Genomic DNA, 14,943 nt, shown 5'->3' on the forward strand with positions numbered 1-14,943 from the left:
GCCGCGGGCGAGTGGAGCGTGGCCGTGGCGGGCAGCGACCTGGCCGCCGACGCCGACCAAACCATCGACGGCGTGGTCGCCGCGACAGACGAAGCCGGCAACGTCGGCGACGTCACCGGCGAGAAAGAATACAATGTCGACACCACCGCCCCGACGGTCACCGTGGCACTGCAGGGCGCTGGCGACGACGATGTCTACAACATCGACGAAATTGCTGCTGGCGAGCAAAATAGCGTCGAAGCCTTAGTGACGTTCCAAGCGGGTACTAAGGTTGGCGATACACTGGTCGTTAAGGATGCGGGCGGTAATACGCTGACTACTGTAGTGCTGGATCAGGAGGACATTAATAACGGTGTTACTGTTTGGGTGGCTGTGAGCGAAGGTGCGCCTAACGTAAGCGTTAGTGCCACGGTCACGGACCCTGCGGGTAATAGCGACAGCGATGATGACAGTAAAGGCGTTGCCAACGTAGCTCCAGAAGCCACGATCACGATAGATGCGCTCTTTGGTGGGGATGACTTCCTGAGCAATAGTGAGTCTAACGAAGAGCACTCAATCAGTGGTTCCGTTGGTGGAGATGCGAAAGCTGGTGATACGGTTGAAGTTACGGTTGGCGGAGAGACTTATACCACGCAAGTCAATCCAGATGGCAGCTCGTGGGTAGTGAATGTTTCCAGCGATAAAGTAGCGGGGCTATCTTCTGGAGATGTGACTGCTAAAGTGGTAGGAAATGACCAATTTGGTAATACCTATGAGGACGAGACTGATCGGCCGTTTGAGGTTCAGCCACCTGCGTCGCTCAATGTGGGAGGAAACGGAGATAACACCATTGAAAGTGGCGGTGGCGATGATGTCATCATTGGCGACCGTGGTGGGAAGGTCACGATTGTAGACCCTGCCACTAACTACAATATCTCCTTGATCGTCGATACCTCGGGGAGTATGGGGAATTCTTCCGGTACGCCGGGCCTGGATCGCATGGAGCTGACCAAGCAGGCGCTGGTCAACCTGGCCAATCAGCTCAAGGATCACGAGGGCATGATCAATGTGCAATTGGTTCCATTCTCTACCCATGCTTCGTCACCAGTGACGGTTCAGGGGCTTAATGCGAGCAATGTGAACCAGTTGATTTCAGCAATTGATGCGCTTTCGGCTGGCGGTGGTACAAACTATCAGGCTGCATTTGAGCAGTCAGTGGCCTGGTTCAATGCTCAGGATGGACAGCAGACATCCGCCGAGTTTGAAAAGCTCACCTACTTCCTAACAGATGGTGATCCTTCTTTCGACTATCGTACAGGTAACGGTAATGTCAGTGGGCCTGGCGATGCGACTAGTTACAGTGTGTTGCAAAACTCTGTCAATGCTTTTAAACCGTTGGCGGAGCTGAGCCAAGTTGAAGGGATTGGTATTGGGTCTGATGTTAATCAGGACTACTTGCAGTTCTTCACTACTACTGGAGAGTCAGTCGGCCAGGAGTCCAAATCGGTTTCAGGTTTTTGGGCTTATGGTTGGATTGATGGGAATTACGGTCTCTACAATTGGGGTGCTGGAACCGTAACGGATCAGGCGGGTGATGTTAATATCGTCAATAACGCCGAAGATCTAGCAGCTGCTTTGGAGGGAAGTTCTGAGTTCGATGAACTCGAGCCCTTAGGTGCTGACGTCATTACTGGAGGGCAGGGAGATGACATTATCTTCGGTGATACTGTCAATACCGACCACCTCGAGTGGACGAACCAGGATACAGACGACGTCTTCACTGCAGGAAGTCACGACGGCTTGGGTTATCAAGGGCTGCGAGAGTTCCTGAAGTGGGAGGTTCATAATGGAACCATGCCTAATGATGACCAGATTCTCGACTATGTTCGGGAAAACTGGGAATCCTTAATCGATACTGTGCGTACTGATGGGGGTAGCAATACTATCGACGCTGGTGCTGGTGACGATATCTTGATCGGCGGCTCCGCTAACGACAATCTCATTGGTGGCGAAGGTAACGATCTGCTGTTCGGTGGCCTCGGCGCTGACACCTTCAAGTGGGAGTTAAACGACCAAGGCACTGCGGATAGCCCCGCCATTGATACAGTGATGGATTTCAATGCGGATGAAGGCGATAAACTGGATATTGGTGAGTTATTGGATTATGAAAACGGTGACTCGCTAGATGCCTATATTGTCGCCGAAGAAGATAACGGTGATACAGTGCTGTATGTCAACTCTGAAGGAGGCTTGGCAGGCGATAAAGAGAATGCTGATCAAGTTATTCGTTTAGAGGGTAAGAGCTTCTCTGACTTTGGTGATGGCGGATCACAGGATGTCATCCTCCATATGATCCAAAATGGCAAGCTAGATATCGAATAACCTTTAATCTACCCCAACAGGCCGCCCACTGGGCGGCCTCGTAGTTTCCAGTGACGTGTTACGTTTAGCGACACTTAAGCGCTTTTACTTACAGAGGAAGCCGCTATGCTCTACATCAAACGAAATGCCCGTGGGGAGATTGTGATGCTCAGCAAAGAGCCCTCGCCTGAGTGTAATGACACCATCGCGGCGGACTCGCCGGAGGTGTTTGCCTTTCTGGCCCAGCAAACGGGGCAGTCGGCGCAAATGATCGCGTCGGATTTGGCGTTTGTACGGGTCGTTGAAGATATGCTGGAGGTGCTGCTGGAGAAAGGCGTGCTCAGTTTTACTGACTTGCCTGCTGCCGCTCAGAGCAAGGTGTTGGAGCGTAAGTCGCTTCGTTCTAAGAACGATGTCAACTTGATCGGTGATGATGGCGGTATTATCTGACGCGGCAGGTGCCGCGTCATTCCTATCGTGTTATTTCTTCGAGTCGTCTTCCGTGTTAGCTCAAGCGAACACCGGGCCCCGTTGCACCGTCCACGCCTGTGCGGAATAGGCTTTGTAACTCCTCCGAGTCAATGACCCCCTCAGCGATGACCTGGATACCCAGGGAGTGGCACAGCGTGGCCATGCCGCGCACGATGGTCTGCTGCTCGTTCGAGACGTGAATCCCACGAATCAAGCTGCTATCGACCTTCAGGTAGGCAAGCCCCACATCGTGCAAGTCAGCGAGTTTGGTGAATTCGGCACCCACGTGCTCGATGCCGAACTGACAGCCGAGTGGGCGAAGAGCACTACACAATCCGCGTAGGCTACCAAAGGAGTGGGCCGTTAACGTTGCGGGTACTTCGAAGCACAGTTTGCTGGCGAGAGCGGGCTGCTTTTCTAACAGTAAACGCAGCTCGGTGACGAACTGGGCATTATTGATCGACGCAATCGAGAGGTTAACGCCGATACGCTGATCGGGATTTGCCTCGAGTTGTCCCAATGCTTTTTTGACGACGGCCATATCCAGCGTGGGTTCGAGAGCGAAGCGCGTTACCCAAGGAATGAAGAGACCGGCGGTCTGCCAAGCATTGGCAAGTTCCAATCGTGCGGGACATTCATAGTGAAGCACTTGGTTCTGGGCATCGATCACGGGGAAATACGCCAACTGTGGGCCTTGTTCGATGGCTACGGTCAGTGCGGTTCGCCACTCGTTATGGTTGCCAAATAGCGACCCTTGTTCCCGTTGGCGTAGGGCAATATTCGTTGAGCTGCTACCGCTTTCGGCTTCGGCCAGGGCGTCGTCTAAGGTGGCCAGTAGCGGCCCGCGTTCGTCGTCTGAGTGATACGCCACGATCGCGGTGGCCAAGCGTACATCGGCCTGAGGGGCGCTGGCAGTAACGGTGGCCAGCGCTTGCTGCAAACGGGGCAATAGGGAATCCGGCTGCTCTTCGAGTGGTAGCATGAGCAGGAAGTCGCTGCCGTTCAAACGGCCGATGAGCGCCTCGTCGGCGCTGGTTTCCAGGGTGGCAAGTGCCTTAACCAACGTACTGAGCAGTTGGTCGGTGGCTTGGTGGCCCAGCTGGTCGTTCAGATGCTCCAGCGCCTGCACACGCACCATGACCATCAGGCCGGTGGCACGGGCATCGTCGCTGCCCAGTAGCGATGCCAACCTGCTCATCAGCACGTCACGGTTCAGCGCGCCCGTTACGCGGTCATGCTGCAACTCGCAGCGTAGCTCATCGAGCTTCTGGCTCTCTTGACTGAGCATTTGGCGCACGTTGGCAGACAGCACGTTCATCGCCTGGGCAACTTCCCGCAGCTCTAACGTGCGGGGCTCTTGAATGGTCGTGAAGCGTCGCGCGCTGATATCTTTAGCTTGAGCCACAACGCGTACCAACGGATGTTTGATACCTCGCACCAAGACGGTGGCAATCGCTAAGCTAATGGCTCCAGCGAGTAAAAACCAGCCGGCTAGTTCCAACATACTGCGCCACAAAGAGGCATAGGCGTAGCTGTGTTGGCTTTCAAGTTCCAACGTGCCGAATTGCCGCCAGCCATCCTGAATCGTGGCGGTGCCGGTGGGCACATCGAATTGCACTAGGCTGCGGAACCATGCAGGAACATCACCGCTATATTCACCCGCGCTGCGCTCTACTAATATCTCGCCTTCTGCATCGCGCAGGATAATCGAGCGGTAATAACCGGTATCGAACTGGGCCGAGATCAGCAGCTCTAAAATCACTAAATCTTTGTCGAGCTGGCTCATGGAGAGCGCCAGAGTTGTGGCATTGTCTTCGTTCTTGATGCGCACTTCCTGCTCAATGTAGTCACGGCTGCTGGTAATACTGATCGCCAAGCTGCCGACAAACGACAACAGCAAGAGCGCGATAATGGCCAGCCAAAGCTGTTTAATCAGCGACATAGCGCCAGTCCTCTTAAATAAATCCTTGTGATTGCATTCGCCCAATCACGCTCCGCCAGCGTGAAAGCCGCGCCAGCGGGTCGGCACGGGACTCGGAACCGCCGCCTGCCCATAGGCCATCGCTGTTAAAACTGAACACGGGGTCTAAGTCGTTACGTTGGGAAGCGGGAGATATTGAGGGTGCAATATTATCTAGTACCAAAGGCTCAGCGTTTGGCGTTGAGTAATAGCCTAATACCATGTGGGCCTGGGTGATTTGGCTGCGGCCAATGCGGGCGCGGACGTAGATCATACGCAAGCGCTCCCCCGGCACACCAAGTTGCTTCAGGGTAATGTACTTAGCGATGGAGTAATCTTCGCAGTCGCCTTGCCCTTTACCCAGCGCCTCTAAAGGGGTTGCCCAAAAATCCTCTTCGCCCCATACGCGGATATCATCTATCCAGCGGATACGGCGGTTAAAAAAGTCGTTTACATCGCGAAGCTGCGCCTGCACATCTTGGCCCCGCAGGCGCTCCAGCAGCGCGAACCACTCTTCTAAAACGTTAAGCCCGCCTTGCCCATACATTTGCTGCATACTCTGGCGCAGCTGTTGAGGATTGAAGGCTGACACTGGAGTAGCGTGTATGCCCAGCCCAGCACCCAATAGCAACGCGCCAGCAGCGGTTAAAAACTGCCGACGCGAAACGTTAGAAAGCGGGCGGGACGAGGAAGTAGACATGGACGCCATTAGCGTTGGTCAAATATCGCTTAAGACTACAAGCTAAGGCAAAAAAGCGCTATATCTCCTCAGTAGAAAGTACCAATGTTTACATGACGGGTTCTTCTTGGTGTGGTTTTGCCGTCAAGTCCATACCCAGTGCACGCATGACGGCCAACATCGTCTTCAGCGTTGGGTTGCCTTGCTCGCTGAACGAACGATAGAGCTGCTCACGGGAGAGGCCGGTTTCGCGAGCAAGCTCTGTCATTCCTTTAGCGCGCGCTACGATACCCATCGCTTTAGCAACATAAGTGGCATCTCCGGTTTCCAGCGCATCAGCGAGAAAGAGCGCGATGGCTTCATCGTTCTCTAAGGCTGCTGCTGGGTCATAGTCGTAAATCTTATCGCTCATGATTCCTCCCATTCTGCTGCCAGACGCTGCGCTGTATCGATATCGTTTTGCTGAGTGCTTTTATCGCCACCACACAACAGGATGATAAGCTCATTACCGCGTTGTTTAAAATAGACACGATATCCTGGGCCATGATGAATACGCAGTTCACTGATGCCTTGACCAACGGGTTTTACATCGCCAGTCAATCCGTTGGCCAGCCTGAAAATACGGGCGGCAATCAGTGCTTTGGCGCGCGAATCGCGGAGCTTACGTTCCCACCGTCGGTAAGTGTCGGTTTGTTTAATAGCGAGCATAAAGATATTGTAGTTCTTAGACTACATGCGTGCAAGGCATGAAAAAATGGGGTTGCCCAGCGAGTCAGTGCCGTACGCAAAGTATACTACTGAGAAGAAGCCTGATACGTCTCTTCCAGCATGGGTTCAAGCTCAGACCACACGTTTTCTAGGATAATTGGCTGGGCCTCGGCAGTGGGGTGGATACCATCGCTCTGCATCAGCTGTTTATTAAGCGCGATATCTTCCAGCAAGAAGGGCACCAGCGGAATATCGTACTCATCCGCGAGCGAATGAAAGACACTGGTAAACGCATCGCGGTAGGCTTGGCCGTAATTAGGCGGAATATCGATACCCAGCAGCAGCACTTCGGCATCGGCCTGCTGGCTCTGCTCAATCATGGTTGCCAGATTGGCGCGCATTTGGGCAGGCGGTAAACCGCGCAGGCCATCGTTGCCGCCCAGTTCTAACAGAACGATATCCGGCTCACGCTGTCCGATGATATCGGCAAATCGCTGGGCGCCACCGGAGGTAGTCTCGCCGCTAATGCTGGCATTGACGACGTGCGCTTCACCGTCAAGGCGCTCTGCCAGCAGCGTGACCCAGCCCTGCTCCTGCTCAATACCGTACGCCGCGCTCAAGCTGTCGCCCATCACGAGGAGCGTTGGTAGGTGCTCTTCAGACGTGTTGGCGTATAAAGGGGCAGCACCCAAGAATATGATCAGCATGACGGCGCTAGACACACCACGCCGGGTGGCCGTTTGCCCCCGCTGAAAGGCCAGTGTCTGACGAAACAGTTTTTGAATTGCTTGTTTTTGAATTGCTAAAGGGAATCCACGTTTCATGCCTCACTCCTCTGACCCAATATCCAATACCACGACCCAAGATGCGGCTTCGTCCAACACCGACTCATCGGCGGCCCAGAAGGTTCCCCATGAAGCGGTGAGCCAGCCAGTGCTGCACGCGGAAAAGCTGGCCAAACGAGTGACCAGCGGTGAACGCACGCTAACCATTTTACACGACCTGTCGTTAAGCGTAGCGGCGGGGGAGAGCGTGGCTATTTTGGGTAAAAGCGGGGCGGGTAAGTCGACGCTGCTAGGCCTGTTGGCCGGATTGGATACGCCCAGCGACGGTGAGTTGACGCTTTTCGGCCATGCGCTGAGCCGCCTGGATGAGGATGGCCGCGCCGCACTGCGGGCAGGGCGAGTGGGGTTCGTGTTTCAAAACTTTCAGCTGTTGCCGACCCTCAGCGCGCTGGAAAACGTGCTGCTGCCGCTAGAACTCTCTCCCCGCGCCGGAGAAACCCGTACTGCTCAGCAGTGGTTGGAGCGTGTAGGGCTTGGCGAGCGGACTTCCCACCAGCCCAAACAGCTCTCTGGCGGTGAACAGCAGCGTGTCGCCATTGCGCGTGCCTTCGTGACCGACCCTGAGCTGGTGTTTGCCGATGAGCCGACTGGCAACTTGGACCCGGATACCGGTGCGCAGATCATCGACCTGCTTTTCACGCTGAATAAAGAGGCGGGCACGACGCTGATCCTCGTCACCCACGACCACGCCTTAGCGCGCCGCTGCGACCGCTGCCTGCGCCTCACTAACGGCCAGCTCGTCCCGTTCGAGCCAGCCCCAGCCAACAGCGGGGAAGGCGATGAGTGATATCAACTGGCGTTTGGCCGCTCGGAGCTTAAAGCGCGACCTTCGCGCGGCGGATGTGCGGGCGCTGTTTGTCGCGCTGGTACTGGCGGTGGCCGCTTCCACCATGATTGCCTTCTTTCTTGATCGTTTGGAGCGTGGCCTTGAGCGCCAAGCCGGGCAGATGCTGGGTGGCGATTTAGTGCTCGAACAGCGCGACCCTTTCCCTGAAGAGCTGCGCAATACGCTAGAGCAGGCGGGCTTTACGCTGAGCGACCAAGTGGATCTGGTCTCCATGATCAGCCAGGGGGAGCGCTTCCAGCCCGCCAGCCTCAAAGCGGTGGATGACGTGTACCCGCACTACGGTGTTTCTCACGTAGATAGGGGCAGCGGCGTCGAGCAAATCGCCTCTGGCCCACCTGCAGGCGAAGCCTGGGCAGACCCACGGTTAGCCGAGCTGATTGAGATAGAGATTGGCGACCGCGTGCAGGTGGGGCAAACGGAGCTGACCATTAGCGGGATTATCGAGCGCGAAGCGGACCAATCCGCTGGCTTTGGTAACTTCAACCCGCGCTTGATGCTCAATACCGCTGACCTTGAAGCCACTGGCCTAGTACAGCCAGGGTCACGTATTGAGTTTGAACTACTGGCCGCCGGGCCGCCCGCCGCGTTAGATCAGGTGCAAGGCTTGTTGGCACAGCTACGGCGTGATGGGGTAGAAGTGCGTGATGTGCGGGTAGACCGCCCGCAGCTGGGTAACGCCTTACAGCGGGCGGAAAGCTACTTAGGCCTTGCCGGGTTAGCAGCGGTGCTGTTGGCCGGGGTGGCGGTTGCTATGTCGACCCGCCGCTACGTAGAGCGTCACCTGGATACCGCTGCGCTGCTGCGCTGCTTTGGGGCCAGCCAGTATCAGCTTGTGACGATTTTCAGCCTGCAACTCATTGGGCTGGCGTTAATGGCCTCCCTCATTGGCGCGCTGCTGGGCTTGGTCGGCCAAGCCGTACTGCTGTGGCTATTAACCAGCTTTCTGCCCATGACGCTGCCACCCCCTGGCATTATGCCGCTATGGCTCGGTATCTTCACCGCGCTGGCGGTGCTGGTAGGGTTTGCAGGCCCAACGCTGCTGCGTATCAAGCAGGTAAGCGCGCTTAAAGTCCTGCGGCGAGAGCTGGACCCGTTACCGCCCGCCGCTTGGCTGGTGGTGGGGGTGGCTAGCATCGTGTTTGGTGGCCTGCTGTGGCTCTATTCAGGCAGCTTCCCTCTGGCCTTGGCGCTTCTGGTGGGTGGCTCGGCTTTATTGGCGCTGCTGTGGGGCGTGAGTTCTTTATTGCTGAAAGGTTTGCTTCGCGCTGTGCAGCGCCTTAAGGGCGGCGGCGAGTGGGTTCAGGCATTTCGCTTGGGCGGGCGTCAACTGGCCCGCCGCAAGCAGGCGGGGCTTGGCCAACTGCTGGCATTTTCGGTCACGTTTTTTGCCATGGCGATGATCGTCCAGGTGCGTGGGGATCTGCTCATTACTTGGCAAGATCAACTGCCAGAAGACACCCCCAACTACTTTGCCATCAACATTCAGCCCGGCGAGCGGGATGCGTTCGAGCAAGCGGTGGCACCTCGGGTCGATACCCAAAGCACCCTTTACCCCATGGTGCGTGGGCGTATTACCGAGATTAACGGACAAGCGCCCAGAGATGCAGTGCCCGCCGATGCCCGAGGCGACAACTCGCTGCGCCGTGAGTTAAATCTGACGTGGCAATCCGAACTGCCCGAAGGCAACCAAGTGGTGGCAGGGCAGTGGTTCACACCCGCCAGTGAGCCAGAAGGCTGGATGAGCGAAGTGGACGCGACGCCTTCTAGCGACTCAGAAACTGTTCCCATTTCGGTGGAGGATGGTTTGGCTGAGCGTCTTGGTTTGGGCTTAGGGGACGAAATCACCTTCGCCGTAGGCAGCGACAGCATCAAAACGCGCATCGAAAGCCTGCGTAGCCTGAACTGGGACAGCTTTAACCCGAACTTCTTCGTGATCTTCCCGCCCGGCGTGCTGGAATCGTTCGGCCATAGCTTCATCACCGCTTTCCATCTGCCAGACGAAGAGCAGGGCTTGGTGCGCGAGCTGGTTAGCGACTTCCCCGGCGTCTCGCTGCTCAACGTAGATGCCATCCTAGGGCAGGTGCGCGATGTATTGACCCAAGTGACTCGCGCGGTGGAGCTTGTGCTAATCCTGGTGCTGTTGGCGGGCGTGAGTGTGCTCTACGCCGCGCTCACCGCCAGCCGCCCGGTACGCGCCCACGAGAGTGGCCTGCTGCGGGTGTTTGGTGCAGGCAACCGGATGATCTCCCGCGTGCAAGGGGCTGAATACGCGCTGCTCGGATTCGCCAGCGGCCTGCTAGGGGCGGTCCTGGCGGAACTGGCTACTGCCGCGCTCTACCTCTACTGGCTCGATTTAACCCCACGCCTGCACCTCGGCCTATGGCTAGCACTCCCCATCGGCGGCGCGCTGCTGATAGGTATCATCGGCCACGCGCTCTCCTACAGCCTACGACGCCAAGCCCCCGCCGCCAGCTTAGGGCTGCTAGGTGAAGCTTAATCTACAGCCTTGACATCCTCCCCTCCCTCAGCTTGCGCTGCCGTCTAGCGACGGAAAGGAAGGGGATTCCCAGGTTGTTACCTTCCTGGTTTCTGCTTCCAAGACGATTGCCCGAGGGAATGGCTTGGTTATCGCCGTAAAAGTCCCACAGTGGGGATTTTTACGGTGGCGAACCAACTCATATCCCCCAGGTCTCACATCGTCTCCACAGACGTCACTTTCCGAGTGCCCCTCGGTAGGTCGTGTCGACGTGAGCAGTATAGCACTGTGCAAATCATCAGCAAGGGCATCCTGCGGATGCCGCGCTATCCATCCGCTCACTAAAAGTAAGCGGTTTTTCGCGCTGATTGATAAAAACTCCCTCCTACAGCAGTTTATCGGGGCATTGCCGAAGGCAGGTGTAGGAGGGCACCTGATTAGGCGATGAAGCAACCGTCGTAGGGGCTAATTGATTAGGCGACGGCGGCACGTTTTCTTGTATGTTTAGGAGAGATTATGCCGATTGCGCCAGGTAATTACCCAATCATCGAGCCCAACACACCACTTGGGCGCGCGCTAGTTGAGTTTTTTGATGTGCTCGTGCCTGTCTATGGGAGCGGAGAAAAGGGGGTCTTCCAGGCTATTGTATTCGGTGGCTGTGCGGTTCATATCCACACACAAGCTCGAGGCAGTGCCGATATTGACGCTGAGGTAGCATCACATGGATTGGCTAAGAAGTCTGATATTATCGCTCTTCTGGGCGAAGATGCCTATGTGTTTACCGATGATGCAGGAGTTGTGCAAATATTGGAGCTAGATATCAGCTTTAACACGACATTAGCTCCATTGCATGAAGATTATGAAGATCGTGTCATTCGGTTGATGATCCAAAGTCATGCCCCTAACGTTGAAGTCTATGTCGCGAGTGCGCTAGATGTGGCAATCTCAAAGCTTGGTCGTTTTGGCGAACGCGACCAAAATGATATTCAAACATTGTTGCAACTCCCCTATGTTGATATCGAAGAATTCGAACGGTTAGCTCGGGAAGCGATCAGTTACTATGTTGGCGATGAAACTCGTATTTTAGGTAATCTGAAAATGATGCTGGATGAGTATCATCATAGCGAGGGTTAAAGATGCAGTTTTCCGTCACGCATAAGCAGCTATATCGGGTGGGGGCTCGTCCTCTTGAGAGTGCTGTTGAGGATATCAAAAAGCTGGCTGATTCCATCTGGTATAAAGGGTATCGGCCTACTTGGAGAGAGCTCGAAACCCTCGCTACTGCTATGCCTCATGAGCAGTTCCAACGTTCGCTCTGTGTTCTTGAAATGCTGAGCCAATATCCTGTTTGTCACCGTGATACTGCGCTAGATTTACAGCAGATGACTCAGCGGTACCATCAGCAGTTGTTAGGAAAAGATGAGGTTTTAACACCGGGCCGATATTCTCCTAGCAAAAGATGGGGGCTAAGTGATACCACCGTATCGCTTCGAAAAGCCCTGCTACCTTTGCAAACACGTACTTATGCTGACAAACACAGCCGCTTCCACGGGCTTAGCGCCTGAAAGATAAGAAAGCCCTTGCAGGGTCCCATTGCCCACCGTCTCAATCATCGCGAGCTAAAGCTCCCTCCTACAGCTGGCCTTATCGATCAAGTAATGTGCCCCCCTGTGGGAGGCCAATTTATTGGGCGACGGCGGCGCCAGCCGCCCTTAGCCTGCCGAGGCACCAGTGCCCGCATCATCGCGAGCTAAAGCTCCCTCCTACAACAAGCCTGATCGATTCCCGAGTAATGTGCCCCCACCGTGGGAGGCCAATTTATTGGGCGACGGCGGCGCCAGCCGCCCTTAGCCTGCCGAGGCACCAGTGCCCTCATCATCGCGAGCTAAAGCTCCCTCCTACCACAAGCCTTATCGATTCCCGAGTAATAAGCTACCTCCGTGGGAGGCCAATTTATTGGGCGCCAGCGGCGCCAGCCGCCCTTAGCCTGCCGAGGCACCGGTGCCCTCATCATCGCGAGCTAAAGCTCCCTCCTACAACAAGCCTGATCAATTCCCGAGTAATGTGCCCACACCGTGGGAGGCCAATTTGTTGGGCGACGGCGGCGCCAGCCGCCCTTAGCCTGCCGAGGCACCGGTGCCCTCATCATCGCGAGCTAAAGCTCCCTCCTACAACAAGCCTGATCGATTCCCAAATAATGTGCCACCCCGTGGGAGGCCAATTCATTGGGCGCCAGCGGCGCCAGCCGCCCTTAGCCTGCCGAGGCACCAGTGCCTTCATCATCGCGAGCTAAAGCTCCCTCCTACAGCTGGCCTTATCGATCAAGTAATGTGCCCCCCTGTGGGAGGCCAATTTGTTGGGCGACGGGCACGCATGGTTGTCCATTTGGTCAGAACTTTACCCGGCTCACAACATGAAACATGCTCATGCACCACCTGACGCGGATGCGATGAAAGTCGCGTCAGGCTGCGGTATGATAGCCGCCTCGCTTCTCCATGATGATCCTTTCTAACGAGGTTCCCGCCGATGTTCAGCCGCGACATGACAATTGCCGGATTCGATGATGCGCTGTTTGATGCCATGCAAAAAGAAGTGGCACGCCAAGAAGCCCACATCGAACTGATTGCTTCTGAAAACTACGCCAGCCCCCGCGTACTAGAAGCGCAAGGCAGCCAGCTGACCAACAAATACGCCGAAGGCTACCCAGGCAAGCGCTACTACGGCGGCTGTGAATTTGTCGATATCGCTGAAAACCTGGCCATCGACTACGCCAAGCAGCTGTTCGGCGCGACCTATGTCAACGTGCAGCCGCACTCTGGCTCTCAAGCCAACAGCGCTGTTTTCCAAGCGCTGGTCACACCGGGCGACACCATCCTCGGTATGAGCCTGGACGCGGGCGGCCACCTGACTCACGGTGCCAAGCCCAACTTCTCCGGCAAGCACTACAACGCCATTCAGTACGGCCTGAACGAGCAAGGCCTGATCGACTACGACCAAGTCGCTTCCCTGGCCCGTGAACACAAGCCGAAAATGATCATCGCCGGTTTCTCTGCCTACTCTCAGATTGTCGACTGGGCAAAATTCCGTGAAATCGCTGACGAAGTCGGTGCTTACTTACTGGTGGATATGGCGCACGTTTCTGGCTTGGTCGCTGCTGGCGTTTACCCCAGCCCGCTGCCCCACGCCCACGTGGTCACGTCCACGACGCACAAAACTCTGCGCGGCCCGCGTAGCGGCGTGATTCTCTCGGCCGAGAACAACCCGGATATCGAGAAGAAGCTGCAGTCGGCAGTCTTCCCCGGTGGCCAGGGCGGCCCGCTGATGCACGTCATTGCCGCCAAAGCGATCTGCTTCAAAGAAGCCATGGAACCCGAGTTCAAAACCTACCAGCAGCAGGTAGTGAAGAACGCGCAAGCCATGGCGAAGGTATTCATTGACCGTGGTTACGACATCGTTTCCGGCGGCACTGAAGACCACCTGTTCCTGCTCTCGCTGATCAAGCAGGGCGTGACTGGTAAAGATGCGGATGCCGCCCTTGGCCGTGCCCACATCACCGTCAACAAAAACGCCGTACCGAACGACCCGCAAAGCCCGTTCGTTACCTCTGGCCTGCGTATCGGCACCCCAGCCGTCACCACGCGCGGTTTCGGTGAAGAGGAGTGTACGCAGCTGGCAGGCTGGATTTGCGATATCCTCGATGTACTGGCCAAAGGCGAAGACACTAGCAGCGTCGAAGCCCAAGTGCTGGATAAAGTGGCTGAGGTTTGTGCGCGCTTACCGGTTTATAAATAAGCGGATTACCAGTAGGTTTGTGTTAAAGCTATTTCATAGGCTCTCCTAGGCTACGGAAAGCCAAAAAACGGGCACCCTTAGCAGGGTGTCCGTTGTCTAGTTACCCCAAGGTAACAAATGGTAGTCTAGGTTGGAGAGTAAGGCAGGAATGAGAGGCGATCTCCCCCTCCCTCGTGAAGGGCATCGCTGTTATGCTGCCGCGATTAATTTTGTCTACTTTTAACGTTTTTGCGGTTCAGTAGTGACCCCTTAGGAATAAGGCAACAGTGTTGTAGCATGCGTTAAAAACCTATAAAGGTTCGTTTGTATCGGTCATTTTTTAGTATGTATGCTAACTTGCTGATGCTAGTATCGCCAGTGTGCATGTGCCAAGTTGTATAGCGGCATACTCACCATCCAAAGTTTTGACACTCTATTCATCCTTCCTTGGTAATAGCGCTCCTATTTACAATTATGGGAGGGCTAGGGCTAGCGTGGTTTTGTACGAAAAGTTGGCTCGCAAGCAACGGCCGATGCACGCCACGCATACCATCGCCTTAAAGCTACTTACCAGTTTTTCATAGCGTGTGGCGATGCGTTTAAGCTACCCAAAGCTGCGTTCTATCTCATTCCGTTGCCGGTATTTGGGTTTATCGAACCGTCTGGGTCTGCCCATGGTTTGAGGGGGCGCCACGATATCTTCAATCTGTGCCCAGCCGTCATCAGAGATATTGTAACGTTTGACCATTTTTCCCTATGCCGCTTTTGCATAGGATCGGACTCTAAAGTGTAGCGCTACTCAAGCAGCGGTTGGCGTCAATGCTACATTAACTCACATTTTAAAAA

12 protein-coding genes and 1 pseudogene are annotated in these 14,943 nt (G+C 55.5%); 7 read left to right on the plus strand and 6 right to left on the minus strand.

All coding sequences use genetic code 11. From position 1 onward, the window contains the following. The first annotated feature begins 24 nt into the window (after positions 1–24). Positions 25–2,361 (plus strand): Ig-like domain-containing protein, encoded by a 2,337-nt coding sequence (locus L1249_RS14165; protein ID WP_235253650.1) that lies wholly within the window; start codon positions 25–27, stop codon positions 2,359–2,361. A gap of 105 nt (positions 2,362–2,466) precedes the next feature. Beyond that, positions 2,467–2,790 carry a tryptophan synthase subunit beta like protein gene (locus L1249_RS14170; RefSeq protein WP_235253651.1) on the plus strand — a complete coding sequence of 108 codons (324 nt, stop codon included), beginning with the start codon at positions 2,467–2,469 and terminating at the stop codon, positions 2,788–2,790. Between the two features lie 55 nt (positions 2,791–2,845). On the opposite strand, the gene L1249_RS14175 is transcribed toward L1249_RS14170, so the two are convergent. From L1249_RS14175 to L1249_RS14195, 5 genes are all read right to left on the minus strand, one after another. Next, on the minus strand, positions 2,846–4,753 hold the full coding sequence (locus tag L1249_RS14175; protein WP_235253652.1) for an EAL domain-containing protein: 1,908 nt from the start codon (positions 4,751–4,753) through the stop codon (positions 2,846–2,848). A gap of 13 nt (positions 4,754–4,766) precedes the next feature. After that, positions 4,767–5,480, minus strand: coding sequence for a transglutaminase-like cysteine peptidase (locus L1249_RS14180; protein ID WP_235253653.1), 714 nt, complete (start codon positions 5,478–5,480; stop codon positions 4,767–4,769). A 79-nt stretch (positions 5,481–5,559) separates the two neighbouring features. Continuing rightward, positions 5,560–5,862, minus strand: coding sequence for an addiction module antidote protein (locus L1249_RS14185; protein ID WP_044630743.1), 303 nt, complete (start codon positions 5,860–5,862; stop codon positions 5,560–5,562). Beyond that, on the minus strand, positions 5,859–6,158 hold the full coding sequence (locus tag L1249_RS14190) for a type II toxin-antitoxin system RelE/ParE family toxin (protein ID WP_058577240.1): 300 nt from the start codon (positions 6,156–6,158) through the stop codon (positions 5,859–5,861). Before L1249_RS14190 ends, L1249_RS14185 begins: the two co-directional genes overlap by 4 nt. Positions 6,159–6,244: 86 nt before the next feature. Beyond that, positions 6,245–6,865 carry an arylesterase gene (locus L1249_RS14195; protein WP_427721796.1) on the minus strand — a complete coding sequence of 207 codons (621 nt, stop codon included), beginning with the start codon at positions 6,863–6,865 and terminating at the stop codon, positions 6,245–6,247. 115 nt (positions 6,866–6,980) lie between these two features. Here L1249_RS14195 and L1249_RS14200 point away from each other — a divergent pair, with 115 nt between their 5' ends. The 5 genes from L1249_RS14200 to glyA all read left to right on the plus strand — a co-directional run bounded on the left by L1249_RS14200 (position 6,981) and on the right by glyA (position 14,118). Then, positions 6,981–7,790, plus strand: coding sequence for an ABC transporter ATP-binding protein (locus tag L1249_RS14200; protein WP_044630745.1), 810 nt, complete (start codon positions 6,981–6,983; stop codon positions 7,788–7,790). Further along, positions 7,783–10,347 carry an ABC transporter permease gene (locus L1249_RS14205; protein WP_235253655.1) on the plus strand — a complete coding sequence of 855 codons (2,565 nt, stop codon included), beginning with the start codon at positions 7,783–7,785 and terminating at the stop codon, positions 10,345–10,347. The genes L1249_RS14200 and L1249_RS14205 overlap by 8 nt, the downstream gene beginning before the upstream one ends. A 495-nt stretch (positions 10,348–10,842) precedes the next feature. Continuing rightward, a complete protein-coding gene (locus tag L1249_RS14210; protein ID WP_044630553.1) occupies positions 10,843–11,460 on the plus strand; it encodes a DUF6036 family nucleotidyltransferase in 618 nt (205 codons plus the stop codon). Between the two features lie 2 nt (positions 11,461–11,462). Beyond that, on the plus strand, positions 11,463–11,891 hold the full coding sequence (locus L1249_RS14215) for a hypothetical protein (RefSeq protein ID WP_044630554.1): 429 nt from the start codon (positions 11,463–11,465) through the stop codon (positions 11,889–11,891). Positions 11,892–12,852: 961 nt separating this feature from the next. Continuing rightward, positions 12,853–14,118, plus strand: coding sequence for a serine hydroxymethyltransferase (glyA, locus tag L1249_RS14220; protein ID WP_044630555.1), 1,266 nt, complete (start codon positions 12,853–12,855; stop codon positions 14,116–14,118). A gap of 451 nt (positions 14,119–14,569) precedes the next feature. On the opposite strand, the pseudogene L1249_RS14225 reads toward glyA, so the two are convergent. Further along, positions 14,570–14,770 (minus strand): annotated as a pseudogene (locus L1249_RS14225) (hypothetical protein); the annotation flags it as partial. Positions 14,771–14,943: the final 173 nt, after the last annotated feature.

The sequence above is a fragment of the Halomonas sp. Cn5-12 genome (assembly GCF_021532545.1).
GTDB lineage: Bacteria > Pseudomonadota > Gammaproteobacteria > Pseudomonadales > Halomonadaceae > Vreelandella > Vreelandella aquamarina.

Excerpts from the sequence above, each read along its gene's own strand:
- L1249_RS14195 (WP_427721796.1), bottom strand. The coding sequence starts at position 6,865 with ATGCTGATCATATTCTTGGGTGCTGCCCCTTTATACGCCAACACGTCT.
- glyA (WP_044630555.1), top strand. The coding sequence starts at position 12,853 with ATGTTCAGCCGCGACATGACAATTGCCGGATTCGATGATGCGCTGTTT.
- L1249_RS14205 (WP_235253655.1), top strand. The coding sequence starts at position 7,783 with ATGAGTGATATCAACTGGCGTTTGGCCGCTCGGAGCTTAAAGCGCGAC.
- L1249_RS14175 (WP_235253652.1), bottom strand. The coding sequence starts at position 4,753 with ATGTCGCTGATTAAACAGCTTTGGCTGGCCATTATCGCGCTCTTGCTG.
- L1249_RS14200 (WP_044630745.1), top strand. The coding sequence starts at position 6,981 with ATGCCTCACTCCTCTGACCCAATATCCAATACCACGACCCAAGATGCG.
- L1249_RS14210 (WP_044630553.1), top strand. The coding sequence starts at position 10,843 with ATGCCGATTGCGCCAGGTAATTACCCAATCATCGAGCCCAACACACCA.
- L1249_RS14170 (WP_235253651.1), top strand. The coding sequence starts at position 2,467 with ATGCTCTACATCAAACGAAATGCCCGTGGGGAGATTGTGATGCTCAGC.
- L1249_RS14180 (WP_235253653.1), bottom strand. The coding sequence starts at position 5,480 with ATGGCGTCCATGTCTACTTCCTCGTCCCGCCCGCTTTCTAACGTTTCG.
- L1249_RS14185 (WP_044630743.1), bottom strand. The coding sequence starts at position 5,862 with ATGAGCGATAAGATTTACGACTATGACCCAGCAGCAGCCTTAGAGAAC.
- L1249_RS14215 (WP_044630554.1), top strand. The coding sequence starts at position 11,463 with ATGCAGTTTTCCGTCACGCATAAGCAGCTATATCGGGTGGGGGCTCGT.
- L1249_RS14190 (WP_058577240.1), bottom strand. The coding sequence starts at position 6,158 with ATGCTCGCTATTAAACAAACCGACACTTACCGACGGTGGGAACGTAAG.